Annotated in this window: 21 protein-coding genes, 1 other RNA gene and 1 pseudogene; 15 read left to right on the plus strand and 8 right to left on the minus strand. The window is 44.3% G+C overall.

The window, feature by feature from the left end; translation table 11 throughout:
* Positions 1–67: 67 nt before the first annotated feature.
* From AYJ58_RS10985 to ffs, 5 genes are all read left to right on the plus strand, one after another.
* Positions 68–1,528, plus strand: coding sequence for a YcjX family protein (locus tag AYJ58_RS10985; protein ID WP_106650152.1), 1,461 nt, complete (start codon positions 68–70; stop codon positions 1,526–1,528).
* Entirely contained in the window at positions 1,525–2,799 is a 1,275-nt protein-coding gene (locus AYJ58_RS10990) for a TIGR01620 family protein (protein ID WP_106650153.1), read from the plus strand. Before AYJ58_RS10985 ends, AYJ58_RS10990 begins: the two co-directional genes overlap by 4 nt.
* Before the next feature lie 355 nt (positions 2,800–3,154).
* Positions 3,155–4,348, plus strand: a complete 1,194-nt coding sequence (gene megL / locus AYJ58_RS10995) for a methionine gamma-lyase (protein WP_106650154.1) — start codon at positions 3,155–3,157, stop codon at positions 4,346–4,348.
* A 227-nt stretch (positions 4,349–4,575) separates the two neighbouring features.
* Positions 4,576–4,944 carry a ComEA family DNA-binding protein gene (locus tag AYJ58_RS11000; RefSeq protein WP_106650155.1) on the plus strand — a complete coding sequence of 123 codons (369 nt, stop codon included), beginning with the start codon at positions 4,576–4,578 and terminating at the stop codon, positions 4,942–4,944.
* A 294-nt stretch (positions 4,945–5,238) separates the two neighbouring features.
* Positions 5,239–5,336, plus strand: an RNA gene (ffs, locus tag AYJ58_RS11005) — signal recognition particle sRNA small type.
* Positions 5,337–5,563: 227 nt separating this feature from the next.
* Here ffs and AYJ58_RS11010 read toward each other — a convergent pair.
* The 6 genes from AYJ58_RS11010 to dinG are packed head-to-tail and all read right to left on the minus strand — an operon-like array spanning position 5,564 to position 11,040.
* Positions 5,564–5,854: a late competence development ComFB family protein gene (locus AYJ58_RS11010; protein ID WP_028760452.1), complete on the minus strand. Its 291-nt coding sequence runs from the start codon at positions 5,852–5,854 to the stop codon at positions 5,564–5,566.
* Positions 5,855–5,887: 33 nt separating this feature from the next.
* Positions 5,888–6,796: a histone deacetylase family protein gene (locus AYJ58_RS11015; protein WP_198555427.1), complete on the minus strand. Its 909-nt coding sequence runs from the start codon at positions 6,794–6,796 to the stop codon at positions 5,888–5,890.
* Between the two features lie 29 nt (positions 6,797–6,825).
* Positions 6,826–7,515, minus strand: a complete 690-nt coding sequence (locus AYJ58_RS11020; protein WP_106650156.1) for a DUF2057 domain-containing protein — start codon at positions 7,513–7,515, stop codon at positions 6,826–6,828.
* Positions 7,516–7,525: 10 nt separating this feature from the next.
* Positions 7,526–8,194 carry a primosomal replication protein gene (locus AYJ58_RS11025; protein ID WP_283107623.1) on the minus strand — a complete coding sequence of 223 codons (669 nt, stop codon included), beginning with the start codon at positions 8,192–8,194 and terminating at the stop codon, positions 7,526–7,528.
* Complete coding sequence (locus AYJ58_RS11030) at positions 8,185–8,958, minus strand: sulfite exporter TauE/SafE family protein (protein ID WP_106650157.1); 774 nt, start codon at positions 8,956–8,958, stop codon at positions 8,185–8,187. The genes AYJ58_RS11025 and AYJ58_RS11030 overlap by 10 nt, the downstream gene beginning before the upstream one ends.
* Before the next feature lie 9 nt (positions 8,959–8,967).
* Positions 8,968–11,040, minus strand: a complete 2,073-nt coding sequence (dinG, locus tag AYJ58_RS11035) for an ATP-dependent DNA helicase DinG (protein WP_106650158.1) — start codon at positions 11,038–11,040, stop codon at positions 8,968–8,970.
* A 137-nt stretch (positions 11,041–11,177) separates the two neighbouring features.
* Between dinG and AYJ58_RS11040 the strand changes: the two genes are divergently transcribed.
* The 4 genes from AYJ58_RS11040 to AYJ58_RS11055 all read left to right on the plus strand — a co-directional run bounded on the left by AYJ58_RS11040 (position 11,178) and on the right by AYJ58_RS11055 (position 19,719).
* Entirely contained in the window at positions 11,178–13,607 is a 2,430-nt protein-coding gene (locus AYJ58_RS11040; protein WP_106650159.1) for a DNA polymerase II, read from the plus strand.
* A 223-nt stretch (positions 13,608–13,830) separates the two neighbouring features.
* Complete coding sequence (locus AYJ58_RS11045) at positions 13,831–15,042, plus strand: porin (RefSeq protein ID WP_106651806.1); 1,212 nt, start codon at positions 13,831–13,833, stop codon at positions 15,040–15,042.
* Between the two features lie 301 nt (positions 15,043–15,343).
* Positions 15,344–16,444, plus strand: a complete 1,101-nt coding sequence (locus AYJ58_RS11050; RefSeq protein WP_106650160.1) for an ISAs1 family transposase — start codon at positions 15,344–15,346, stop codon at positions 16,442–16,444.
* A 512-nt stretch (positions 16,445–16,956) separates the two neighbouring features.
* The gene (locus AYJ58_RS11055) at positions 16,957–19,719 is read left to right on the plus strand and encodes a TonB-dependent receptor (protein ID WP_106650161.1); all 2,763 of its coding nucleotides are present in this window, start codon (positions 16,957–16,959) and stop codon (positions 19,717–19,719) included.
* Between the two features lie 115 nt (positions 19,720–19,834).
* Here the strand turns inward: AYJ58_RS11055 and AYJ58_RS11060 are convergent.
* Positions 19,835–20,232: pseudogene (locus AYJ58_RS11060) on the minus strand (transposase); the annotation flags it as partial.
* A gap of 481 nt (positions 20,233–20,713) precedes the next feature.
* Here AYJ58_RS11060 and AYJ58_RS11065 point away from each other — a divergent pair.
* The 6 genes from AYJ58_RS11065 to AYJ58_RS11090 are packed head-to-tail and all read left to right on the plus strand — an operon-like array spanning position 20,714 to position 25,665.
* Positions 20,714–21,496: a DUF3450 domain-containing protein gene (locus tag AYJ58_RS11065; protein ID WP_106650162.1), complete on the plus strand. Its 783-nt coding sequence runs from the start codon at positions 20,714–20,716 to the stop codon at positions 21,494–21,496.
* The gene (locus AYJ58_RS11070; protein WP_006087404.1) at positions 21,496–22,851 is read left to right on the plus strand and encodes a MotA/TolQ/ExbB proton channel family protein; all 1,356 of its coding nucleotides are present in this window, start codon (positions 21,496–21,498) and stop codon (positions 22,849–22,851) included. Before AYJ58_RS11065 ends, AYJ58_RS11070 begins: the two co-directional genes overlap by 1 nt.
* Entirely contained in the window at positions 22,851–23,378 is a 528-nt protein-coding gene (locus AYJ58_RS11075; RefSeq protein ID WP_006087405.1) for a MotA/TolQ/ExbB proton channel family protein, read from the plus strand. Before AYJ58_RS11070 ends, AYJ58_RS11075 begins: the two co-directional genes overlap by 1 nt.
* Positions 23,379–23,391: 13 nt before the next feature.
* Entirely contained in the window at positions 23,392–23,796 is a 405-nt protein-coding gene (locus tag AYJ58_RS11080; protein ID WP_006081158.1) for an ExbD/TolR family protein, read from the plus strand.
* A gap of 1 nt (position 23,797) precedes the next feature.
* On the plus strand, positions 23,798–24,418 hold the full coding sequence (locus AYJ58_RS11085) for an energy transducer TonB (RefSeq protein ID WP_006087406.1): 621 nt from the start codon (positions 23,798–23,800) through the stop codon (positions 24,416–24,418).
* Between the two features lie 2 nt (positions 24,419–24,420).
* Positions 24,421–25,665: a tetratricopeptide repeat protein gene (locus tag AYJ58_RS11090; RefSeq protein WP_106650163.1), complete on the plus strand. Its 1,245-nt coding sequence runs from the start codon at positions 24,421–24,423 to the stop codon at positions 25,663–25,665.
* A gap of 75 nt (positions 25,666–25,740) precedes the next feature.
* Here AYJ58_RS11090 and AYJ58_RS11095 read toward each other — a convergent pair whose 3' ends face one another.
* Entirely contained in the window at positions 25,741–26,250 is a 510-nt protein-coding gene (locus AYJ58_RS11095) for a diguanylate cyclase domain-containing protein (protein WP_006087408.1), read from the minus strand.
* Between the last annotated feature and the right edge of the window lie 78 nt (positions 26,251–26,328).

Below are 26,328 nucleotides of genomic sequence, written 5' to 3' on the forward strand. Positions count from 1 at the left end.
TCCATTCCAGTGTATAGTCAAGATCACTTAATATAAGTTAACCTCATTCGACATAAGGGAAGTCTCTATGGGAATGCTTGATGCCTCGCTCCATAAAATAACCCAAAAGGGCCAATCCCTGTTACATCGCACCGCGGACCGGCATTTACGTTTGGCCGTGACTGGGCTTTCTGGTGCGGGAAAAACCGCGTTTATCACAGGGTTAGTCAATCAGTTACTCAATTCTGGACCCGTCTCAACCTCATCCCACGCCCGCAACAACAGCGCTTTGCCATTGTGGCAGGTGAGCCGTGAGCAGCGTTTGCTCGGGGTTAAGCGTGCCATGCAGCCAGATCTGGAAATCGCCAGTTTTGATTATCAAGGCGCCATGTTAGCGCTCACTTCCGAACCCGCGACTTGGCCAGCCTCCACTCGCACTATTTCTGAATTACGACTGGCGATTAAATACCGACCGCAAAAGGGCTTATTGGCCAAGTTTTCTGATACCGCCACACTGTATTTGGATATCGTCGATTATCCCGGCGAATGGTTACTCGATTTACCTATGCTGCGCCAAGACTTTGTTACTTGGTGTCGCGCGCAACAAGTTCGCATCGAGCATCTTAAAAGCTCACCCCTGTATGCTGAGTTTGAACAATCTTTGATGTCATTGGATTTAGCCGCCAGCGCCGATGAGCAGCAATTAAAATTGATTGCGGATCAGTATCAGCTATTACTCAATGACTTAGTGCACGTACAAGGTTATTACCAAGCGCAGCCTGGACGCATGTTATTATCGGGTGAATGGCAGGGCGCTCCTTTATTGGCTTTTTTCCCCCTGTTATTAGTTAATGATGAAAAGTTCGCGGCGCTTTCGCAAAGCGATAAACACAGTGGATTCCATGTATTGGAAAAACGCTATCAAGAATACGTGGCTAAAGTGGTTAAGCCTTTCTATAAAAATCACTTTGCCGGTTTTGACAGGCAGTTAGTGCTCGTTGACTGTTTTAGTGCGTTGAATCGCGGTAAAAAGCAATTTGAGGATATGGGGGCGGCACTCAATGCCATTATGGAAAGTTTTCAGTTTGGCCAATCGAGCTATTTACGGCGTTTATTTGCTCCCCGCATCGACCGTTTATTATTTGCCGCGAGCAAGGTTGACCATGTTACCCGTGATCAGCAGGGCCATGTGTTGTCCCTGCTGACCGATATGTTGAAACACAGCCAACATTTTGCCAGTTTTGATGGTTGTAAAGTGGAGACGATGGCGATTAGCGCCATCAAGGCGACTCGCCATGGCATGGTGACGACCCAAGAGGGCGAGGTCGAAGTCGTGCAGGGGACGGGAATCAATGGCAAAGCCCTGACCTTGTTTCCAGGCGAAGTGCCCACTCGCTTACCTGCCCCCGATTTTTGGCGTGATCAAGGGTTTAACTTTATAGGCTTTGCACCGCCAAATAATGTCAATGTCGACCCCTCTCAAGTGCACTTTGACCATATTCGTCTCGATCATCTGTTGCAGTACTTACTGGGAGATAAGTTGGAATGACGCTAAAGCTATCGGATAACCCAAATGAGCAGGTATCCAATTCTTCTGCTAACTCATTTGAAGGCTCGGTTGAGCAATCAGTTGAACAATCCATTGAACAACAGGCAGCTAAACAACAGGCCATTAAACAAAAGCCGCTGAAAAAGCAGCAGCTGTTTGACCCACAAGTCGTGGCGCTTAAACCCAGTAAAGAGGACCTCAAAGGGGCGAAAGCCTTTGATCCGCTTGCGCCTGTGCAAGACATTGAAGCTGATGTTGAGGCGTTAATGGATGCGACACTGTCTACCCATCCAGAAATGATCGATGCTAAATCGGTATCGCCTCAACTTGTAAAATCACGCCCTTGGTCTTGGCTCGCGCGTCTGGCGGCAGTGAGTTTATTGCTGCTTGTGGTGGTTCAAACGGGATTGGGACTGAGGGATGCCTGGCTTGAGAGCCCTTGGTTGTTCAGTTTTTATGGTGTCGTGCTTGGGGTCGTCAGTGCGTGGGCATTAGCGGGCGCCGTCAGTGAATACCGTAAGCTTACGCGGCTTAAACAGGTCGCCGATACCCAAGAAACGGGCGCAAGGCTGGCGCAGAGCATGCAAATGGGTGAGGCCGACAGCTTTATCGATAATATCGTTTGCCACTATGGCGACAGCCAAGGTTTGCAGCAACTTCGCCGTTCATTAAAAGATGAGCATAATGATGCCGAGAAAGTCTTGTTATTCGAGGACTTAGTGTTGACGGAGCGGGATGAACTAGCCAAAAAAGTGGTGCGACGCTATGCGGCAGAGTCGGCGGTGCTACTGGCTGCCAGCCCGTTAGCCGTGCTCGATATGGCGATCATCCTATGGCGTAATCAACGTATGCTGCGCGATGTGGCTCGCTGTTATGGCATTGAGTTAGGTTATTGGAGCCGGATTAAACTTATCCGCAGTATCATCATTAATATTATTTATGCGGGCACCAGTGAATTAGTTACCGATTTAGGGACACAGCTGTTATCAGTTGAAATGACAGGTAAATTGTCAGCTCGCTTGGCTCAAGGCTTAGGTGGCGGCATGTTAACTGCGCGCCTTGGATATCAAGCCATGGCGCTGTGTCGGCCGATTGTGTTTAGGGAAGAGCAAAGGCCTAAATTGTCTAAAGTGCACCAGGAATTGTTAATTGAGCTGAAACAGTTTTCAGGCAAGCTGTTTACTAAGGAAGGCCGCGACGCATTAAAAGGCCAGTTCGCCGATGTTGATGACAAGGTTTCTAAGTCGGATAAAGATAAGTCTAGAGAGTAAATGCTATTTAATATCAAGTGATTGGCTGATTCAAGTCGTCAACATAGATGCGCTAATGGGCTGGTTCCTTAGCGCATTTTTTTATGTTTTTTTGCAGGTAGCGAGTATGAGAAAGTGCGACTTAAAAGTGCTATGTAACAAGTTAATTACACTTTGCGCGCTGCTATTTTCGCCACGCTACTGGCTTAAGTGCTTGGTCGCGTTATGGTAGGGCTTATTCTGTAGGTCTTATTCGATAGGGCTAATGTTTCATTAACTTATCTATTGGATTATCCATAACGCAGGTATTGAGCATCCCAAACGAACAATTAATCAACAACGGGGTCAGTTCAATGCCAATGACAAGGAGCTAGGTATGCAAGATGAGTCAGGCAAGATGTGGAAAGCGGCAACACAGGTTATTCATGGCGGCCATGAGCGTGAGGCTTTTGGCGCCTTAGTGACGCCGCTATATCAAAGTGCGACTTTTGTGTTTGAGTCGGCGCAGCAAGGTGGCGAGCGATTTGCGGGTAATGAGCCGGGGTATATTTACACGCGCTTAGGTAATCCGACAACCGCCGAGCTTGAACGTAAAATGGCGATTTTAGAGGGGGCAGAGGCTGCCGCTGCGACCGCATCTGGTATGGGCGCTGTATCCGCCGCATTATTGGCTAATCTGCAGATGGGCGATCACTTAGTGGCATCCAATGCCGTATACGGCTGCACTTATGCGCTAATGACGACTCAGTTCGCTCGCTTTGGTATTGAAGTGTCCTTAGTGGACTTTTCATCGGTAGCAGAAATAGAAGCGGCGATTCAATCCAATACTAAGGTCATTTTCTGTGAAACCCCAGTCAATCCCCATTTACAGGTATTTGATTTAGCGGCAATTGCGACTATTGCTAAACGCCACCAGTTGGTCAGTATTGTCGATAATACCTTTATGACTCCATTACTGCAGCGGCCGCTGGATTTTGGTATCGATTTGGTGATCCACAGTGCGACTAAATATCTCAATGGTCATGGTGATGTGATTGCTGGGATAGTGTGTGGCAGTGAAGAGCAGCTCCATAAAGTGAAGTATGAAATCTTAAAAGATATTGGCGCTGTGATATCGCCACACGATGCTTGGCTGATCTTGCGTGGCCTTAAAACCTTAGATGTGCGTTTACAGCGCCATTGCGATAGCGCCCAGCGCGTGGCCGAATTTTTGGCCGAACATCCCAGTATTAACCGCGTGTATTATCCAGGACTTGCCTCTCACCAAGGGCATAAATTTATTGGTAAGCAGATGAAACGTGCCGGCGGCGTGATTGCGTTTGAACTGGCGGCAAATTTAGAAGAAGCCATGGCCTTTGTGGGGCATTTAAGTTTGTTCTCTATTGCGGTGAGCCTAGGCGATGCAGAATCCCTGATTCAACATCCTGCGTCGATGACGCACTCTCCCTACACGCCAGAGGCTAGGGCGGCGGCAGGCATTGGTGACAATCTGCTGCGAATTTCTATTGGCTTAGAAGATTGTGACGACATCATCGCTGACTTAAGTCAGGCGTTAGCGCGTTTAGCTTAACGAGTGTCACTAATTTAAACCACCAACTATTTGAATGATAAAAGGGATGCGATTTAGTATCCCTTTTTCTATGGTTAGGTCTAGGTTTATCGGCTTAAGAGATGAAGTTTAGCAATGGTGAATATTTGTGGTGCCGATTTGGTATTTCATAACAGCTTGGACTATTTTTGATTTGAGGCCACGGAAGTAGGAAGAGAGGCCGCAATTCATGGAATAGAGGAAGAGTTATGAATATCACTAAGTGTATACCCGCGATTATGAGTGCCATGGCATTAACGGCTTTGTTGACAACGCCCGCAATCGCCGCAGATACCCCGACTAAAGCCGCCGCTAAAATGCAGACTCAGGCCAAAACTGAGGCGAGCGATATGGCATCGGATGCGAAGAAAGCCATGCCAGATGCTGCACAAGTCAACATCAATACGGCTTCAGCCGAGCAGCTACAAGTACTAAAAGGGATTGGTGCTGCTAAGGCGCAAGCGATTGTCGATTACCGCACCAAAAATGGTAAGTTCAATGCAATCGATGATTTAGCCAATGTCTCTGGTGTTGGGGCTAAGTTGATTGAGCAGAATCGTCATTTGATTCAGTTGTAATTATCTCTGGCGATGATTGAGCTGCATTATGTATTGAGTTTTACTCTTGTTGAATTTTCTTTATGCCAAGTTTGACACAGTGAAACTCAGGGAAATGTCTATAAAAGTCTGCATTTGCAGGCTTTTATCATTTCAATCATTTCACTTGCTTATAGATTGTGCAGTTAGGCGGGATATTAACAGATCTTGTCGATTAGCGCTTGATCCCATAGGAGGCATGGGGGATAATCCTCGGCGTTCAAGCAAGCACTTTGGTTTATCTCTTTCAAAGTAATGCTCGAAGTTATGGTGACCCTAGGGTCCCCCCGCAATGATAACTTGTGAACTCGGCCAGGCCCGGAAGGGAGCAACCGCAGCAAGCGACTTGTGTGCCGGGGTGTCGGCTCTAGGGGAACCTCCAATTCAATTATCCCCTCTGTTTTATCCCTTTTAACTTATTTATTCAGTTTCTATTCTAATCAATTTGTTCAATTCAACATCCTAACAAACTGACTATTTCTGTTTTCTGCCTTTGATCCTTTCTAGCGTGAATACTTTACGCAATACGATAATCCATTGTTTGTCTCTTTCCTGCCACTGCACTGGCTAAAATACTCTTATCAGTCAGTCTTTTTCGAGATTAACGATTGGCTTCGGCTTCTTCCTGTAATCTTTTTTGCAGATTTTGTTTAAGGAAGGCGCGGGACTTTTCGAGTGCGGTCTGGATCTCACGCTTTAATTCTTGCAGCTCGTTATAGTCTTCAAAGAAGTAGGTATCGACGAGGTGGCGTATGTAGCGCACAGGCAGTTGATTTAAGGTCACACAACATAAGTCGGCGAGATAGTCTTCAGGAAGCTCGTCCATAAGTCCTTCATCTGACAATATTTCCATTAAAAGAACTTCGTAGTAATTACGGATTTCGAGTTGCATCGTTATGCTCCATGACGGTTTTCATTGAGTTTGCTACCACAAATGGTTTGCCGCAATAAAAAGTTGGCTGTGTCTTTGGCTTAATTGTAGTGCGTCTCTGCTATAGCCGCCGCCTATCACGGCTGCAATTGGAATATTTTCCGATTTTGCCATTGATAACACAGTTAAATCCCGTCTGAATAGCCCTTCTTGACTGATATTAAGCAAGCCGAGATCATCATTTTGATGGATATCGACCCCTGCATCATAAAGAATGAGATCTGGCTGATGGATGCGGATGAGTAGGGCGAGTGTTTGCTCCACGGTTTCGAGATACAGATTGTCATCGCTGCCTTTGGTCAGCTCAATATCATGGTGGGAATGCTGCTTACGACTTGGGAAGTTCTCTTTGCAGTGAATTGAGCAACTGATTATGCCTTGATGTCGCTGGCTGAGGGTTGCACTGCCATCACCTTGATGCACATCGCAATCAAATATCAGTACCTTGTGTACTTGTTGGCTCGCGATAGCATTCTTTGCCGCGAGGATAAGGTCGTTGAAAATACAATAGCCGCTGCCAAAATCGTAATGGGCGTGATGATAGCCACCCGTTAGGTGCAGGGCAATACCTTGATTTATGGCTAATGAAGCAGTGAGTGTGGTGCCAGCTACAGAATGCAAGGTGCGCTCGACTAAGGCGTCACTCCACGGAAAACCAATCCGTCTAAGCGCTGCAGTTGGCAAAGTGCCCGCGATAAACTGCTCTACGTACTCGCGTTGATGCACTTGCATTACATCTTGTGCTGTCATGGCCGTTGGCGTATGAAACTGGGCTGGTGTGGCCAGCTGATTATCGAGTAAGTACTGCCGTAAATGCGCGTATTTGGTTGTAGGGAATCTGTGGTGAGGAGGAAGCGCCAGCTTGGAATAGCTGGCGTGATAAACCAGTGGGATCAGAGTCAATATTGACTAAACCTCGTTATCTCAAGTCGTTACAGCTGTGAAATTGCCCAGCTCATAAATTCTTTACGCGTTTTCTCATCCGCTTGTAGCCACCAGTATTGCAACATTTGTTGTGGATTAGCGGCTGTCGCTTTAGAGGTGTCTACGGGGGCAGTGAGTGACGTCGCGCTAACGGTCGCCGATGTCGCTACGGGTGCTGGTGCAACGGCTACTACTGCGCCTGCAGCACCGGTTGCGGCTGCGGCAGTTCCCGATACGTCAACAGCTTGATTACCACTGAAAAGGCGAGAGACAAAGCTTTCTTCTTCTAAATTGGTATTCACCACTTGGAAATTGACGTTGCCTTTGTCGCTACGGGTCAATCTGATTTGTGGGTTTTGCGCGTAAACTTTTGGCTTTTTGACGACTTTGCCTTCGGCGGCTTGGAGGTAATATTGATAGTCGCCATCAACGTCTAAGGTCACGATGAAAGGGGCTGATTTAACAAAGGTTTGGCTATCGCTAAAATCGTCTTCTACCATCTCATGGTAACGAATGGCGATTTTATGAGTGCCAGGTGTCAATTCTAAGCTGCTTTTATGGTTGAATACGCTGGACTCGACTTTTTTACCATCGAGTGCAAGGTACTCAAAAGACATCGGAATGTTGAGATCTGCGGCGAAGGCTGAAGCAGAACCGAGTAATACTAGCAGGCTGCTGATTGGCAAAAGTGATTTCAATTGTTACTCCTTAACGATTATTACTCTGATACGGACGTTCGAATATTTGAATGCGATCTTCTATATAACTAATAGCTTGCCTGCATTTTCCTAGACGACGATGCATCAAAAGGATGTCATTTTGCAATTTTATTTTGTCAGCACTATGACAGTTTTCAAGTTTTGATTCCATTTCTTCAATTTTTTGTTCAAATTTTTTCGCCCAATTTAGGTGTTTGTTCAATTCTTCATAGATCTCGTGACTATTTTGCATCACGTTATTGGCGATCCAATCGAAACCGCTGGCTTGGTGAGACTGATTCTGACGCTCGGCAAAACGGGCGCGGCTACTGGCACGCTGTTGAGTTTTAGACTTAATGTCGATAGAGGTCGTCAGTAAGGCCCGTTTGACGGCGGTGAATCTGTCTTGGATCCGCTCACAGCTGAGGGCAATCGTCTGGGGGGCGAGTTTGAGCTTAATTTGTTTTTCGAGCTGTATAATGCTGCTACGAATTTGTTCAATACAAGGGCCAAGTTGGGCGCCGTGTTGGACAAACAGTGAATGATTAAAGCGCTCGGTTTCTTGCAGGAGTTTACGCTGCGGCGGCGCGAGTCGATTATCGTGCTGCAGTACTTCTTGCTCTAGGGCTTTGAGCTGATTTTTCAGCATCACCAGTAATTGTTGGGTGTTCACAACCATGCGCTCCATGCCAAATTCGCTGCAATCATTAGCACGATCAAAATAAACAGTGGACGAATAAAGGGCATGCCAAATTTAATCGCGCAGCGGGCGCCGATAAATGAGCCTAACATCATGCATAATCCCATCCACAAACCTATTTGCCACTCTACCTGTCCAAGCCAGCCAAAGATAGTCAATGCGGTCAAGTTGCTGGTAAAGGTCATTGCACGGGCAAGGCCGCAACTGTGTAGTAGAGGCAGCTTGTATAAAGAGCCTGATGTGACAGTCCAAAATGCGCCTATGCCTGGGCCGGCAAAACCATCATAAGTGCCTAAAGCGAGTCCCTGTAGCCATTGTTGCTTGGCAGGTGGTTTGCTGCTTGGGGCTTGGCAGTTAACGTCCGATATCGCATTGGGGCTGACTAAACTGTAAATGGCAATGCCAATGATCAGCAAGGGCAGGACTTTTTCGAGCCATTGGGTATCGACTAAATAGACTAAAAAACTGCCCAAGACTGCGCCTATAAAGGTGGCAATAAAAGCCATGTACCAAAACGAGGGTTTAAAGAGGTGCTGGCGATAATAGGTCCACGCCGCCATTGAAGAGCCAAAACTGGCGGCTAATTTATTGGTGCCTAGTACTGTGTGCGGTGCAATGCCTAAGGTTAACAGTGCGGGGATCGACAAAAGGCCACCGCCGCCTACGACGGCATCGATGAATCCAGCGATAAGACCTATAACTGCCAACAGGGCCCAATGACTGGGCTCGAGTAACAATTCCAAATTTTAATCCTACTCTATGACACGTCTAAAGGGCGGTAAGGCGTCCAACAAGGACTTGCCATAGCGTTTAGTGACTAACCGCCTATCTAAAATGGTGACTCGGCCATAATCTTGTTCTTTACGCAGTAATCTACCACAACTCTGAATAAGCTTACGTGAAGCATCTGGGATAGTCAGTTGCAAGAAGGGATTGCCGCCTTTGACTTTGACATATTCCGCATGGGCTTGTTCAACGGGTGAGGTTGGCACCGCAAAGGGCAGTTTAGTGACGATCAAGTTCGTCAGATAATCGCCGGGTAAGTCGAGGCCTTCGGAGAAACTACCGGTGCCGAATAATATGCTCGGTTCACCTTTATCGCACTTAGCTTTATGATTTTCGAGCAACTGCTGCCGTGGCGCATTGCCTTGAATAAGTAGCTCAGTGGTGAGTTTACCCTCAAGTAATTCAACTACTTTTTCCATCTGCCAGTAGGAGGCGAATAACACTAAGGTGGCCATTTCTCCTTCAATCAGAGTAATGATTTGCTCGGCAAGTTCTGCCGTATAGGCATCATCCGTCGGCTCAGTGCGCATTTTGGGTAAATAAAGTGTCGCGTTATTGGGATAATCGAAGGGCGATTGTAAGGCTAAATAACGGCTGCCATCGTTGAGTGACAAACCGACTTGATGCACAAAATGGTCGAAGTTATTGAGCGCGCGCAGTGTGGCGCTGCATAAGACTACCCCCGCAGCTTTTTGCCACAGCATAGATTCCAGCATAAAGCCGACTTCGATAGGCGAGGCGCTAAACAGATAATCTACTTGTTTACCTGTAATGAGCTCCACCCAGCGCGCCATAGGCGCACCTTTATGTTTATCTTCCTTGGCCATCATCCTCCACAATTTTTGTAGATTCTCGAGCCTTTGCAGCATAAATCCGGTTTCGGCTAACAGTGCTTCGGATTGATGTTTAGGAATATCGCCATCTTTAATCGCTTCTGCTAGCAGTGACAGCATTTTATTAAACTGCTTGAGGGCAAGATTAGACGTTACAGCAAGGTTTTCAGCCAGAATGAGTAATGAGTCCGGCAGTTTGCCGTGTTCAAAACGCAGACGGTTCTCAGGATTAGCAAAGTGTTTAGTTTGGGTGTCGCAGTAGTGGGCCACTTGATTGAGCTGACTGATAAGATCGCCTAAGTGATCCTGCATCGCCTGCGCAGGAGCAATAATGTTGTTGCTCTTTATTTGGTTTTGCAACTTAGCGCAGGTTTTACCAATTTTTTCGAGCCAGTCGCAGGCGCCCCTCAGCGTGGCCTGAGCACTGGAGAAATCCCGCGCCACAATCGGTAAGTGATGAGCCTCATCAATAACATAAAACACGTCTTCGGGATCGGGCAAAATCACGCCGCCACCGAGCTCTAAGTCGGCGAATAACAAGCTGTGGTTGGCAATGAGTACATCCCAGGTATCGACATCTTCACGGGCTTTATGGAACGGGCAATTTCTGTGGCTGGCGACTTGACGATGACAGCTGTGTTTGTCGCAGGCGATTTGTTGCCACAGGTGATCGGGCAGCGGTACGGCTAAGGTATCGATTTCGCCATTCCAGCGACCTTCGTTATAGTCTTTTAACAGGCCATGCATCATAGCTACTTGGCTGTTGTCAGGCTTAGTTTGCCACATGGCCATTTGTGTACTGTTGTCGTCACCGATGAGCATTGCCAGTTTCGATAGACACACATAGCGTTGTCGACCTTTGACTAAGCCAAAACGGAAATTTAAACCGGATTGCTCAAGGAAGAAGGGCAAGTCTTTATGCAGTAATTGTTCTTGTAGGGCGACGGTCGCGGTGGCGATACAGACTTTTTTCTTGCTCGCTAATGCCAGTGGAATGGTACCGAGAATATAAGACAATGATTTACCGATACCTGTCCCTGCTTCAACCACGATAATGCGTCTATCTTTGTCATAGTCGCCAGCGAGGGTCTTAGAGATTTCCGCCACCATATAGTTTTGTTCGCGGCGCGGCCTAAAATTAGGCAAGGCGGTAGCTATATCCTTATAGATGGCGCGGATCTGGGTTTTTACATTGTCAGGTAACATGCGTCACTACTTTATCGAATTAATGCTGTACATAATAACAGTGATTGCATAGCCTAAGAAACTTTTCTGCCATTTGGCGGCATTTAAATTGAGGAACCATCTAAATTGACAAGCTATGCGATTTGGGAACCCATGCGATGAAGCCAGAGGCTGCCGCGGCCGTTAGTGTACAAGGTCGAGTCTTAACACGCCATGCGATTCATCGTCATGGGAGTTTAGTGTTGCAGTATTATCTGGCGACCGCCCAAGGTCCTGTGCTGGTGGAAGTGCAAGGGACTGAACACATTTGTTTTTGTCATCAAACGGATGTGGCGGCTTTACAGTTACAAACGCCGGGTCAAGCATTGCGGTTTGTGCCGTTAGCGCTCAAAAGCTTTAAAGGCGGCGCCGTCAGTGGAGTTTATGCAAAATCCAGCAACAGCTTACGTACCTTACAGCGCATCGCAAAAGATGCCGATATCCCTTTATTTGAAGCGGATATTCGCCCTGAACAGCGTTATTTAATCGAGCGGTTTGTGGCGCTGGATGTGGCATTTTTAGGGCATTTCTCTGCGCCGACTAGCGACAGTCTTGAGGCTAACTCGCTGCCCGTGTTTATCGCCGAGCGGGCTAAGAGTATTGCCCCTTTAACGGCGGTGAATTTACGCTGTATCTCACTGGATTTTGAATGCAGCTTTGAGGGCTTACTCTATTCGGTGGCGCTATATGGTCAAGACAGTGGCCGAGACGAGGGGCAAGGCAGCCTCAAGCAGACTTATGAAAAAGTGATTATGGTGGGCGAAGCTGAATCAAACGCCCCCGAGTATATTGAATGGGTGGTCGATGAAGCTGCACTTATTCATCGATTAATCGCGTGGTTCCATGAGTTTGATCCTGATTTTATTATCGGTTGGTCAGTGGTGAGCTTCGATCTCGCGCTATTGTCACGCCGTGCATTATTACACCGTATTCCACTCACCATTGGCCGCGGTGGCGCTAAGCTCGATTGGAAGGTTGATAATAAATTTCGCCCAGAAACCTTAGTCTTACCGGGCCGTGTGGTACTCGATGGTATCGATTGGCTTAAGGCGGCTTTTTATCACTTTGAGCGTTTCTCGCTTGAATTTGTGTCGCGGCAATTATTAGGTGAAGGCAAGGCCATTCATAACGTCGATAATCGCGTTGAAGAAATTGACCAGCTGTTTAAGACCGATAAACAAGCCTTAGCGCATTATAATCTTACCGATAGCCGCCTAGTATGGGATATTTTTACTCACACTCAATTGTGGGATTTTGCCCTCGCGCGTGCCGAACTGACAGGTTTAGAACTTGGGCGAGTAGGGGCTTCGGTGGCGGCGTTTAATCATTTGTATTTACCGCATTTACATCGAGCGGGTTATGTCGCTCCAGCAGAGCCTGCCAGTGATGGCATTGAAAGTCCTGGCGGATATGTGATGGATTCTGTGCCGGGCCTGTATAAACACATCTTAGTGTTCGATTTTAAAAGTCTGTATCCCTCCATTATTCGCACCTTTTTGATCGATCCTAAGGGATTGATTGAAGGCTTGCAGTTGCCTGAGTCTGACTGTGTTGCGGGGTTTCTCGGCGGCCGTTTCAGTCGGCAACAGCCTATTTTACCTAAGCTTATCCAAACCTTATCTGAGCAGCGAGAAAAGGCCAAGCGTGAACATAATGCGCCGTTATCCCAAGCGATAAAAATTATCATGAACTCGCTGTATGGGGTTTTAGGTTCTCAAGGCTGCGTGTTCCATGATGCAAAGTTAGCAAGTTCGATCACTATGCGTGGCCATCAAATCATGAAACAAACCCGCGCATGGATAGAAGAGATGGGCTATCAAGTGATTTATGGCGATACGGATTCGACCTTTGTCTGGCTTGGCAGCGAGCCTGATCTCTCAGACATTAACGCCTTGGGTAACATTCTGGCGCAGGATATCAATGCTAAGTGGCAGTCTAAGATCTGTGCTGATCACCAAGTTGAGAGTTTTCTCGAGTTACAGTTTGAACGGCATTACGAGCAGTTCTTTATGCCAACCTTAAGAGGCTCATTAGAAGGCAGTAAAAAGCGTTATGTTGGCGCGTGGCGCAATGCGAGCGATGAACTTGAGCTTATCTTTAAAGGTATGGAACAAGTGCGCAGTGATTGGAGTCCCTTAGCGCGCAAAGTCCAAGAGTCACTCTATGAGCGAATGTTTAACCAAAGGGATATCAGTGTTTATTTAGCCAGCGTGTTTGAAAAATTGCTTGATGGTCAGTTGGATAATGATTTGGTATTTCGTAAACGCATGCGGCGCAATATCGAAGATTACACGGCTAAATCTTCACCACATGTTAAAGTCGCCCAGCAACTATGTGACATAACAGGTGACAACACTTTTGGCAAGCGTGGAGCGCAAATTGATTACCTGATTACTGTAAATGGACCGGAACCCTTACTGTACAGAACGTCACCAATTGATTACCAATACTACATTGATAAGCAAATTGGCCCTATTGCAGAGCCGGTATTTTCGATAATGAAACTAAACTACATGGATATTGCGTCAAAGCAGTTGCTGTTAATATAGTGTTTTTAATGTTCTTCATGTGTTGCTATAAGTGGCGAATGTAGCGTTTTAACCTGTTTTATAGAGGTTAACTGGTTTGTTTTTGTGATGTTAATCGACATATTCTTTAGGTTTCGCTTTGAGGAGATATTGAAAATTTGCTACCCTTTAAGTGGAAATTGTAAGGAAATATAACAACGGAATGACGTTGGCAAAACATAAACAAAAAAAGGTTAAGCACCAAATGAACAAGACGTTAGTAGCAACTGCGCTTGCAGCCATGTTTTTAGTACCATCAGTCTCAGCTATCGAGATCTATAAAGATAATAAAAATGCCGTAGAAATCGGTGGTTTTATTGATGCACGCGTGATCAACACTCAAGGGGAAACAGAGGTTGTTAACGGCGCATCTCGCATTAATTTTGGTTTTAATCGTGAGTTGACTGACGGTTGGAAAGCCTTTGCTAAATTAGAGTGGGGTGTAAACCCAGTTGGTAATAGCGATATTGTCTATAACAATCGCTTCGAATCTGTTCAAGAAGAGTTCTTCTATAACCGTTTAGGTTACGCTGGTCTGTCCCACGACACTTATGGAACACTGACTATCGGTAAGCAGTGGGGCGCTTGGTACGATGTCGTTTACAACACTAACTACGGTTTTGTGTGGGACGGCAACACTGCAGGTGTTTACACTTATAACAAAGATGACGGCGCGGTAAACGGCGTGGGTCGTGGTGATAAAACGGTCCAGTATCGCAATGCCTTTGGCGATGTTAGCTTCGCAGTTCAAGCGCAGTTAAAAAACAGCAGCTTCTACACCTGTGATACTACGGATGATATCAGCCAAGCTCAGTGTCAAGCGAACTGGGAAAGCGGTGATAAAGCGGCTCAACAAGTTGAGTACAACTACACCTATGGTGGCGCGCTGACTTATAAAGCCACTGATATGTTGACGTTAACTGCGGGTGTTAACCGTGGTGAGTTTGATGTGAGTTTTGGTAATGGTGAGCAAAGAACTGCTATCGATGTTATCTATGGTGCTGGCATCACTTGGGGTAACTTCGATAACGATGGTTTATATGCCGCAGCGAACTTTAACAGACAAGAAAACCATGACACTGATAATATTGGTCGTTTGATCAAAGATGCCTATGGTATTGAAAGTTTAGTTTCTTACAAGTTTGACAATGGCCTGCGTCCATTCATTTCTTACAACGTGCTTGATGCGGGTAAAGACTATGTCATCCAGCCTAACTTCAATGCTGATCCAAACGATGAATTTAAACGTCAGTTTGTTGTGGTCGGATTGCACTTTGTATGGGATCCAAACACAGTTCTGTACATAGAAGCACGTAAAGATTACAGCGATTTCACCAGCGCAGATAAAGACCAAGAAGCCAGAATGGCACTTTCTGAATCTGATGGCGTAGCAATCGGTATCCGTTACACGCTTTAAGTTTCAAGGTTCTTTAAAGTAAGAACCTTTTCAGATATTACCCAAAAAGCCAGTCAGCAATGACTGGCTTTTTTGCATATTTTTTGAGTTGTTTATTATTCACAAGAACGATAAGGATGCGCAAACTACACCTTAGTAGCTAGTGTGTTTGCTATCTCTTCATGGTTCGCAAACTCTTGGCTATTATCCGTAGTATCGTTAACACATGCGCCTTGCTGGGCGATCATACTTTATTAACAGTAGGGAACTTCTTCCTATCTACATGATCTGATCGGGCATGTTATTCTACTGAGCCTAATCCATGTCCTTATTTGAACACTTGAAACTCATCGAAGACCCTCGCTCTCACATCAACCTAGACCATGATTTAGTTGATATTATTTTTCTTGTTTTAGCCGCAATCGCTTCAGGTTGTGATGGCTGGCAAGCTATTGAAGAATTCGGCCAAGAGAACCTATCTTGGCTACGTAAACATCGAGATTTTGACAAAGGGATCCCGACTCGGCATTCCATTGCTCGGATCATTAAAGTTATTGATACCGAAATACTGGTGTTAACGCTCTTTGGTTGGGCAAATAGTTTAAGAGAAACCTCATCCAAGCCATTGATCGCTATTGACGGCAAAACCTTGCGGGGTGCTGTTAATCAACATGGTGCTAAAAATGCGCTACACCTCGTTTCGGCCTTTGATACCGAACAAGGAATTGTGCTGTATCAGCAAGATACACAGACCAAAGGTAACGAAATCGCAACGGTTCAAGCGCTGTTGCACATGTTAGACATTAAAGATGCTGTTGTAACCTTTGATGCACTTCACTGCCAGCGGGAAACGCTTCAACAAATCATCAAAGCAAAAGGCGACTATGTTGTTCAGGTCAAAGGCAACCAACCGCTACTGAGGCAGGCCATTGAGATGCAATTTCAACCTCACTGGGATAACGACGGCGTCGACATATTGAGTATCGAAGAGGATGACAAGGGGCATGGCCGTAAGGAGCATCGCACAACGTTTCAAATTCCAGCAAAGCTGTCACAGGCGCTCGCGAAAAAGTGGCCATCAGCCAAGTCACTCATTGCAGTTGAACGTCAACGAACATGTAAAGGCATTACAACCATAAATACGGATTATTACTTAAGTTCTTTGCCGCTAGATGTCGAACTTGCAGCCAAAGCGGTGCGTCAGCATTGGCACATCGAGAACCTGCAACACTGGGTGCTTGACGTCACTTTTAGGGAAGACTGTTCAAGGATTGGTGACCGTGAAAACGCGAAGAAGATGGCGCTATTTCGGCGTATCGTGCTGAACCTTTTAGAGCAACATCCGCTAAAAGCCAGCAAACCAACCAAGATAAGAAAAGCAGCATGGAATGGCGATTTTAGAAGCGAGATTTTCTTTGGTTAAGAGATTTAACAAAGCTTAATCCAGCCCTGAGGACATGGATTAGGCTCAGTAGAATAACATGCCCGATCAGATAATACAGATAGGAATCAGTTCCCTACTGTTAACAAAGTATGATCCCACCTTGGTACTGAACTTAGCAGTATAAATTTTAGGTGTAGCTCAGTAGGCTTTTATAATTATATGATTTTGCAATATTTATGTGTAATTAAAGTCTTCGTTTGGATGAAAATAATTCCTCTGTGACCAATAATTGCGCGTGGTAATTTAGACATGCTTTTTTAATGCTTTTGTTTTGGTCTTATACTGTAATTGCTTAAGCTTTTGTATTTTAAGTTTTTATTTTTCTTAATTTAATTTCTATATTTTAAATTTGTCGCCCTATAGTTGTATTTGTTGATTTTGTGTTTCTTGTGTGCTTTTATTGTTTCACCTGTGTATGCTCCCGTGTTATTTTGTGGGGGTGTTGCACGGAATAAAAAATAATAAATAACAAATATCTAGGGAGATAGACAATGCATAAGAATAACTTACTGACCAAATCAGTGCGTTTAGCACTAATTGGTGGGATGACAGCTACGGTATTAAATGCACCTTTCACTTTTGCAGCAGAGGAAGATGGGGCAAAAGTTGAACGTATTGCAGTAACTGGCTCACGTATTAAACGCGCAGATATGGAAACTGCTAGCCCTGTGAGCGTAATTGATGCTTCGGCAATCATTTCATCTGGCGCAATTTCAGTGGATGAAGTTTTACAAAAAATGACATCAGCGGGTGGTGCGATGACCAACGCTGGTATCAACAACGGTTCGGGTGGTAATACTCGTATTAACTTAAGGGGTTTAGGTACTAACCGTACTTTAGTGCTTGTTAACGGTCGCCGTATGATTGCATCTGGAACAGGGGCTGCTTCTAGTGTGGACCTTAACACTATTCCTGTTTCTATGATTCAACGCGTTGAAGTCCTTAAAGATGGGGCTTCCGCTATCTATGGTACTGATGCTATCGCTGGCGTGGTAAACGTTATTCTTAAGAGAGACTTTGAGGGCTTTGAAGTCAACGTTCAAACAGGGCTCTCTGCTCAAGGTGATGCTGATGAGTCATCAATTGATATGACTTTGGGTAACACCTTCGATAAAGGTAATATCGTTGTTAGCGCTCAATATACTAAGCGCGGTGAAGCTAGCCAAGCTGACCGCGGTTTTTCTGACTGCCCGATAACTGAAACCAAACCTGATGCAAATGGTAATGTCAGTTTGTATTGTGGAGGTAGTGGTTACGCTCAAGGCGGTCATGTTTGGGGGGATAACAACTTTGGAATCGATGGCACAGGTCCGGATGGTGCGTATGCTATTGGTGACAAAGGGCACTATGGTGAATATGTTGATGACGGTAAAGGAAAGCCAAAATTTAAATATTTTGATGGCATGTCTGAAGCTGATTTAAGCGGCCGAGGTGGTACTTATCATGATTATGTTACTGCTAATGATGCATATAACTATGCCAAAGATAGTTACCTTTTCACTCCTATGGAGCGCTTAAACCTGACTTTAGCAGGTACATATGAGTTAACCGAAAATACTCGTTTTTTTACTGAAGCAATGTATTCCAAGCGTTGGTCAAATCAACAAATGGCACCTCAACCAATTTGGAATAATGATGCTTGGGTCTATAACCCTATTTCAGCCGGTGGCTGGATGACCGATGACTTACTTCCTTGGGTTCAACCAGGTGAAAAGTTATCTTATGGTCGCCGTATGGTTGAATCTGGTACCCGTGACTTTAATCAAGTTGTTGATACTGTTCGTATAGTTGTTGGTGTTGAAGGTGAGTTCGAAAATGGCTGGAGCTGGGATGCATCATACAACAAGGGCCGAAATGACTCGGTCGATACACTAGCAAACTTACACAACTTAGGCTCAATAAACGCAGCGGTACTGGAAGGTACGTTTGATCCGTTCCTTCAGTCTTCATGGCAGGGGGAAAGCATTGCTCCATTTATTTACACTGAAGTTAACAGTGGCGGTAGTGAACTGGATATCGTTGCTGCAACTTTATCAGGTGATATTGTCGAATTACCTGCTGGTATGATGGGATTTGCCGCTGGATATGAAAACCGTAAAGAGGCAGCAAAGTTCACTCCTGACTCTTTGACTGCACAGGGACTCGCGAATGATCCTCGTGTTGAGCCAACAAGTGGAGATTTCAGCGTAAATGAAGTTTATGCTGAATTAGCCATCCCATTGCTGAGTAACATACCTTTAGTTCAGCAATTAGATCTAAGCGCAGCAATGCGTTACTTCGACTACAGTACATTTGGTGATGATACCACATGGAAGCTCGGATTAACTTGGCGTATTTACGATGATTTAATGTTACGAGGCGGCTTATCTACTGCATTCCGCGCACCAACAGTTGATGAGTTGTATGGTGGTAAATCTCCATCATTTGAACAAATTGTTCACCCTGCAACTGAGCAAGATCAAGCAGAAGTAACTGTGGGTGGTAATGCGTTACTCACACCTGAAGAGGCTGACATTACAACTGTAGGTTTAGTGTACTCACCAAGCTTCGTTGAAGGGCTGTCGATGACAGTTGACTACTACGATATTGAGATTTCAAACACAATTACTTCTGTTGATAATAACTACATTGCAAATAAATGTATGGATTCAACTGGCAACCTTATCAATACAAACACTGCACTGTGTCAATCTTCACATATCCAAATTGATAACAGTGGTCGAATTAAGTTCGATAATGGATTACAAAACATTGGTGCTACCAACACTTCTGGTTACGATATCAACGTGGCCTATGCATTTGATGCCTTAGGACTTGATTGGAAAGTAGGTTGGGATACGTCGATTTTAACTAACTATGAAGAGTTTGATCCTGACGGTAATCCTGTTGATTACCGTGGTTATGTCACTGGTGGTGTTGGTGCTTATGCCAAACTGAAGAGTAATATCAATCTTACCGCGACTGCTGATGACTGGAGTTTCACATACGAAGCTCGTTATATAGATGGAATGGACTCATTCGCGTGTATTGGTAAAGAGTCTAAGTGTTATGCTCCATCAGTAGATAGTGTTGTTTACCATGACCTATCAGGTTCATATGATTTAACGAATAATATTCGTTTATCAGGTGGTATTAACAACCTCTTTGATAAAGAACCTCCTTACTATACTGGTAACAATGATTCGAACACTGACCCTTACACTTATGATGTGTTAGGTCGTTACTTCTTTGTTCGTGCAAGTATGAAGTTCTAAATGTAGCGAATAGATTTTATTCTGTTTCATCCTGAAATAAGTTGACATTTATTTGTACCTAAAACGCCTGATGAACCTCATCGGGCGTTTTGTATTTTAAGGCCAAATGGGGCTGTCATTGATTATATATGGCGACGGCTTCTGCCACCATCTGTCACGCTTCCTGCAGCGTTATTAGCTTATGTGTTATTCAATATGCCATTTACTCGCTCTGCTAACGTATTTTGATAGCAGTCCTATCCGTCTGCCATTGAGCATGTCACGCAATGATGACTGTGAACCGCTTGATAAGCGTTTAAGCAGTATTGTATTCCTCGTTCTGAGTGGTGTATCAGCGGTTTATCTTTATCTTGCAGCAGCCTTTGTGCTTGTTTGTACGCTGTTAGCAACTATCTTTTTGAAATAATCATCAACATGATAGCCCACGATTTTTCGTGACTAGGCATCGGTTAGCAAGCTTAAATAGACTTCATGATTTTGCTATGGCAGATAGGTAATATCAGCCATCCAGACCGGTACAGGTTGCAAAATACTCTGTAGAAAGGATTGTTCTAAAGTCTAGGCGTAAGTAAAGATTACCTGCTTGAGTTAGTTTCATGTTGAAAAATGTTAATTAACAAAATCAGTTGGTTCAAAGGTGGTTCATCTCAAGATTATGAAATTTAATGTTTTTTATCGATATTATATTTTGGTTTCTCAATTAAATTAACTTTTTCGGTGATATTTTGTTTAAAAAAACACCTTTCGTAAAATTTTTTATTCATAGCGCATCTTTACACTAGTTTTTAGTCGGCTGAAATGTTGACACAGGTCAACATTTTGTGAAATGATGCCAGCGGGTCTATGCCTGTAAGGGCGTAGAAAAGGGAAGAAAAAACTAAGAATCACAAGAGAAAGACGAACTTACAGTAATTTTTTCGGCGAGCATTTTTTGCTTCTCGTTTTGTTGCTGGTAAGTTAAACCTTTTTATTCACTTCAAATTGGTTGGGAACTATGTCCAAGGTAAGCAATAGAACAAAAATCGCTACTGCACTTGTTGGCGTGCTGGCATTAGCGAGCAGCAACTTAGTGGTTGCAGATCCTCTTACCGACGTGCAGAAAGCGGATAGTATGATCCATGCTGATGCTGCAGCGTCGCAAAAGAATGTTGATAAGTATTTCGATCAAGCACAAGACATGCTTTTTGAGTATGGTTCTGTCGCGGATGAGCGTGAATCACTGAAATCATATAACGATTACGTTGCCAGCTTAGTTGCTGATCAACAAAAGACAATGGATTCAGTACAAAGCGACATTAATGGTGTTGATAAACTTCGCCAAGGTGTTGTGCCATTAATGTTTAAAATGGTTGAATCATTAGAACAATTCGTTCAATTAGATTTACCTTTCAACTCTGAAGTACGTACTAATCGTGTTAATGAGCTGAAAAACCTTCTTAATACTGCTGAAGTTACCTTAGCCGAAAAATACCGTTTAATCCTTGATGCTTATAGCATCGAGCGTGAATATGGTAGCGCGGTTGCTGTTAACCAAGGTAAGTTAAACCTAGATGGCAAAGAAGTGTTGGTTGACTTCTTTAACTTAGGTCGTGTTGCTCTTTATGCACAGAGTTTAGATCAAAAGACTGGCTGGATGTACAACCCAGAATCTAAGGGTTGGGATAAGTTAGATGACAGCTATTTGCGTGAACTGACTAAAGGTATCCGCATTGCCCGTAAACAAGGTGCTCTAGATCTATTTGCGTTACCAATTCCTGCTGCGGAGACTGCACAATAATGAAGAAGTTAATTACTACAGCTGTGTTGGCTGCAAGTTTCTCTTTAACTGCTGGTATGGCTAGCGCTGCAGATGCGCCTAAGTCGATTGACCAATTATTGCAACAAGTTAAAGTTGAACGTGCTGCAGAAGGCAAAATCAACAGTAAACGTGAGCAAGAATTCCAAGCTGAACGTGGTGATAAAGCTGCACTGTTAAAGCGCGAAAAAGATGCTTTAGCGGCTGAAAAACAACGCGGCAAAGATTTAAACCAAGCGTTCTTAGATAACGAGCGTAAAATTGCTCAGTTAGAAGAAGATCTGAAAACTGCTCAAGGTGACTTGGGTGAGATGTTTGGTGTGGTTAAAGGTGAAGCCGGTGATTTCGCTGGTAAACTGGCAAGCTCAAACATCAGTGCTCAATACCCAAATCGTGATAAATTCATCGCTGATTTAGGTGCACGTAAACAATTACCTAAAATTGAAGAGCTAGAGCAATTTTGGCAAGAACAGCTGTTTGAAATGGCTGAGTCTGGCAAGGTTGTTAAGTTTGAAGGTTCAGTTACTGGAATCGACGGTAGCGTTAAAACAACGACTATTCATCGTGTTGGTGCTTACAACTTAACTGCTGATGGCAAGTACGTTGTTTATAACCCTGAGTTAGGTTTAATTCAGCAGTTATCTCAACAACCAGAAGGTTACCAAGTTAGCGCTGTTGCTGACTGGGAAAAAATCACTTCAGGTACTGCGCCATTCTATGTTGACCCTGCACGCGGCGTGCTGCTAAACATCTTCACCAACAAAGCTAGCTTTGAAGATCGTTTAGAAGCTGGTGGTACTATCGGTTACATCATTATTGCTCTGTTGGCACTTGGTTTATTAATCTCTATCGAACGCCTTGTCACTATGACGATTATTGGTGCTCGCGTGAATAGCCAACGTAAGAACGTCGATAAGCCTGGCAATAACGCTTTAGGTCGTATCTTGAAAGTTTACCAAGAAAACAAAGACGTTGATGTTGAAACGTTAGAGTTGAAATTGGATGAAGCGATTCTTAAAGAAACTCCAGCATTGGAAGCGCGTATTTCAATCATCAAAGTATTGGCCGCTATCGCACCTATGATGGGTCTGTTAGGTACAGTAACGGGTATGATTGCAACATTCCAAAGTATCCAATTATTTGGTACTGGCGATCCAAAACTGATGGCTGGCGGTATTTCTATGGCGCTTATCACTACAGTTCAAGGTCTGGTTGCTGCTCTGCCGTTAATGTTAATGCATGCAGTGGTTGTTGCCCGTAGTAAGTCAATCGTTCAGATCCTTGAAGAGCAAAGCGCTGGTATTATCGCAGCACATGCTGAGAAGAGGGCTGACTAATGACGCTATACCTGATGGACATTTGGGATTCCGTCAGGGGCTTCATGGCCTCCGGAGGCGACGTCCTCTGGCTTGTAGCGGGTGTTCTGTTCTTAATGTGGGTATTGATGCTTGAGCGTTATTGGTATCTTAATTGGATATCACCAAAGCAACATAAAGCAATCATAGCTGCATGGGACGCAAGAGAGGAAACGACCTCTTGGTATGCACACCGCATCCGTGAAGCTTGGATGTCCCAAGCGAAGCAAGATTTGAATGCACGTATGCTGATTATTAAAACCTTAGTGGCAATTTGTCCAATGATAGGTTTGTTAGGTACCGTAACCGGTATGATTTCAGTGTTCGATGTGATGGCAGTTCAGGGGACGAGTAATGCTCGTTTGATGGCAGCTGGTATTTCAATGGCGACTATGCCTACGATGGCAGGTATGGTTGCAGCATTATCGGGAGTATTCTTCAGTACTCGCCTCGATGCCAAAATGAAAATCAGTTTAGAAAAGCTAAAAGACAGCATGCCGCACCACTAGAGAGAGATTGAACATGGCACGTAAAAAGCATTCCAGTATAGATGAGGAAGCGCAAATTGATATGACACCGATGCTCGACATCGTGTTCATCATGCTAATCTTCTTCATTGTAACAACGTCATTCGTGAAACCATCTGGTTTGGACTACAACAAACCAAAAGCTTCACAAGCGACTTCAAAGCCTTCGGCTAACATCTTTATCGGCGTCAGTAAAACAGGCGTGATCATGATGGAAAACCGTCAGGTTGATATCGAACGTGTAACAGCAAACGTTGAGCGTATGCTGGCTGAAGCTCCTGAAGCAGCTGTATTGATTCAGGCTGATAAAGACGCAATGCACGGCTTAGTTGTTAAAGTTCTAGACCAAGTGAAAGCAGCTGGTATAGATAAAATTTCGGTATCTGCGGGGAACGATTAATATGCTAAGAGCACTAGTATCGATCATTATTGGTGCTGCTGTGACTTTTGGTCTGTTCGCTTTTATGGCGTTCTTGGTCGGTGGCGGCGCACAGCGCGGCGAAACATCGGCCGAGACCCCTGTAATTGAAATCACTATGGATAGACAGGATTCAAAAGCACAGAATAAGCCAAGGGTAGTGCCTAAGCCACCACCACCACCAGAGCAACCACAGAAGCCTGATACAACGCCACCTGATTCATCAAGTAATATTGATACAGCAATGTCGTTCAATATGGGTGGTGTAGAGGCTGGTGGTGCAAGTACTGGTTTTAAATTAGGCAACATGATGACTCGCGATGGTGATGCTACGCCTATCGTTCGTATCGAACCACAGTATCCAATTGCTGCGGCTCGTGATGGTAAAGAAGGTTGGGTACAACTTCGCTTCACTATCAACGAACTCGGTGGTATCGATGACGTTGAAGTTATTCAAGCAGAGCCAAAACGTTTATTTGATAAAGAAGCGATCCGAGCACTGAAGAAGTGGAAGTACAAGCCAAAGATTGTTGATGGCAAGCCACTGAAGCAACCCGGTCAGACGGTTCAGCTGGACTTTACCTTAGATAAAGGAGGCAAATAACGATGCGTAATGTTAATAAAATCGCAGCTCTATTATTGCTTTCTATTTGCGGCGGATTATCTGTTTCATCTGCGGTAGCAGCTGAAAAGTGTGAGATCGATAAACGTCAATCTAAAGCTGTAGGTGAAGGCGCTGCGAAAAAAGTTCAGAAGTCGTTTGAAGCTTATACCAATGGTCAGCTGGACGAAGCCATTGCTATTTTGCTCGAAGCAAATGCAAAGAACGATTTCGATAAAGCCTATGTTGCACGCATGCTAGGTAACTTTTATGCCGAGAAAGGCAAAATGGATACTGCGATCAAGTACCTAAAACAAGCTGTTGAAGCTGATATTTTAGGTGGAACAGATCATGCTGCGACCATGCGTCTTTATGCGGATTTACTGTTACAAGAGAAGAAATTTAAGGAAGCGATTCCTTACTATTACAAGTGGATGGATTTTACTTGTAAAGCTGACTCTCAAATTTATCGTCGTATTGGTATTGCACACTCTGAGCTAAAACAGTGGGATAAAGTGATTGAAGTGGCCGATAAAGGTCTTTCATTAGCTGAGACTCCTGATAAAGGCTTATATCAGATGAAGCTAACTTCTTACTTCAATCAAAAGAAGTATAAGAAAGCTGTTGGCGTGTTAGAAGTCATGGTGCCATTATTCCCGGATGATGGCAGATTATGGGTTCAATTAGCGCAGTTTTATCTGATGGTTGAAGACTATGACAAGTCTCTTGCAACTTACGATTTAGCTTATAGAAATGGTTTCTTAGATAGTGCGGGTAACATTACTCGTTTAGCACAATTGATGGCACAGAAAGGTGCTCCATATCAAGCCGCTAAAGTCTATCAGAAGCATATAAAATCGGGCTTGATCGCTGAGGATGCTAAGTCTCTAGAGATTTTGGCTGGTTTTTATCAGAATGCAAAAGAGTTTAAACAAGCCGCTGAGTATTATGGTAAAGCTGCAGCTATCAGCAATGATGGTAAGACTTACTTGAAACAAGGTCGCTTACTGAACTTGAATGAACAATACACTGCAGCGATCCCTGTGCTTGAAAAAGCCATATCTATGGGTATTGATCATCCTGGCGAAGCAAACTTCGAATTAGCTTTGGCTCATTTAAGTTTGAAACAGTACAAGTCAGCTTATAACCGTGCAGTATTAGCTGCCAACGATAAAAAGACTGAGAAGAGTGCAAAAAGCTATATCTCTTATATCAAAGAGAAAGCACGTATGCATAACATCACACTGTAAGTGCTTGGCAGTTTAGTATCAGATTTGAAAGCCCCGTAAGGGGCTTTTTATTTGATGTAATTTAATGTCAAAAATTTACTGTAAGCGGATTAAAGCTTGAGATTGATCATGATTTTTTTCAAGATCTTGTGAGAGTTGGCTGACATTGCTGAAGAGCGATTCGATTTTGTTTTCTTGTGTTGGCAAGCAAATGCAGGCGGCCAGTTTATAATCGATTGTCAGTTTATGATTTTTACCAAAATTTTGATTGAAATCAGAAATTTGTTGTTCTATTCGTTTTAACACTACCTCAGCTCCCTCCTCATCTATGTTGAATAAACCCAGTGCGAAGTGATTATGATCAAGTCTAGCTATCATATCTGTTGCTCTTAATAGTGCTTCTTGCACTTGTTTGGTAAAGAATTCGAGTAAATGGGGTTGTTTGACGGTTTCATGAATGTGAGGGCACAGATACAATAGTGCCAAGCTTTGGTGTTCTCTTATATGACGATGCCATTCTCGGTTGAATACTTCCATGAAATAGGTTTGGTTATAGACTCCAGTTTCTGGATCCCTGAAACCTGAGTTGCGGAACGAGTAGATCATAGATTAACTCCGATAGCAGACCTTGAACTAAGTATAGAAACAGTTCTGCAATAGCGGGCCAAAAAGGAGAAATAATAA

The organism is Shewanella sp. Pdp11 (assembly GCF_002838165.1).
Taxonomy (GTDB): domain Bacteria; phylum Pseudomonadota; class Gammaproteobacteria; order Enterobacterales; family Shewanellaceae; genus Shewanella; species Shewanella hafniensis.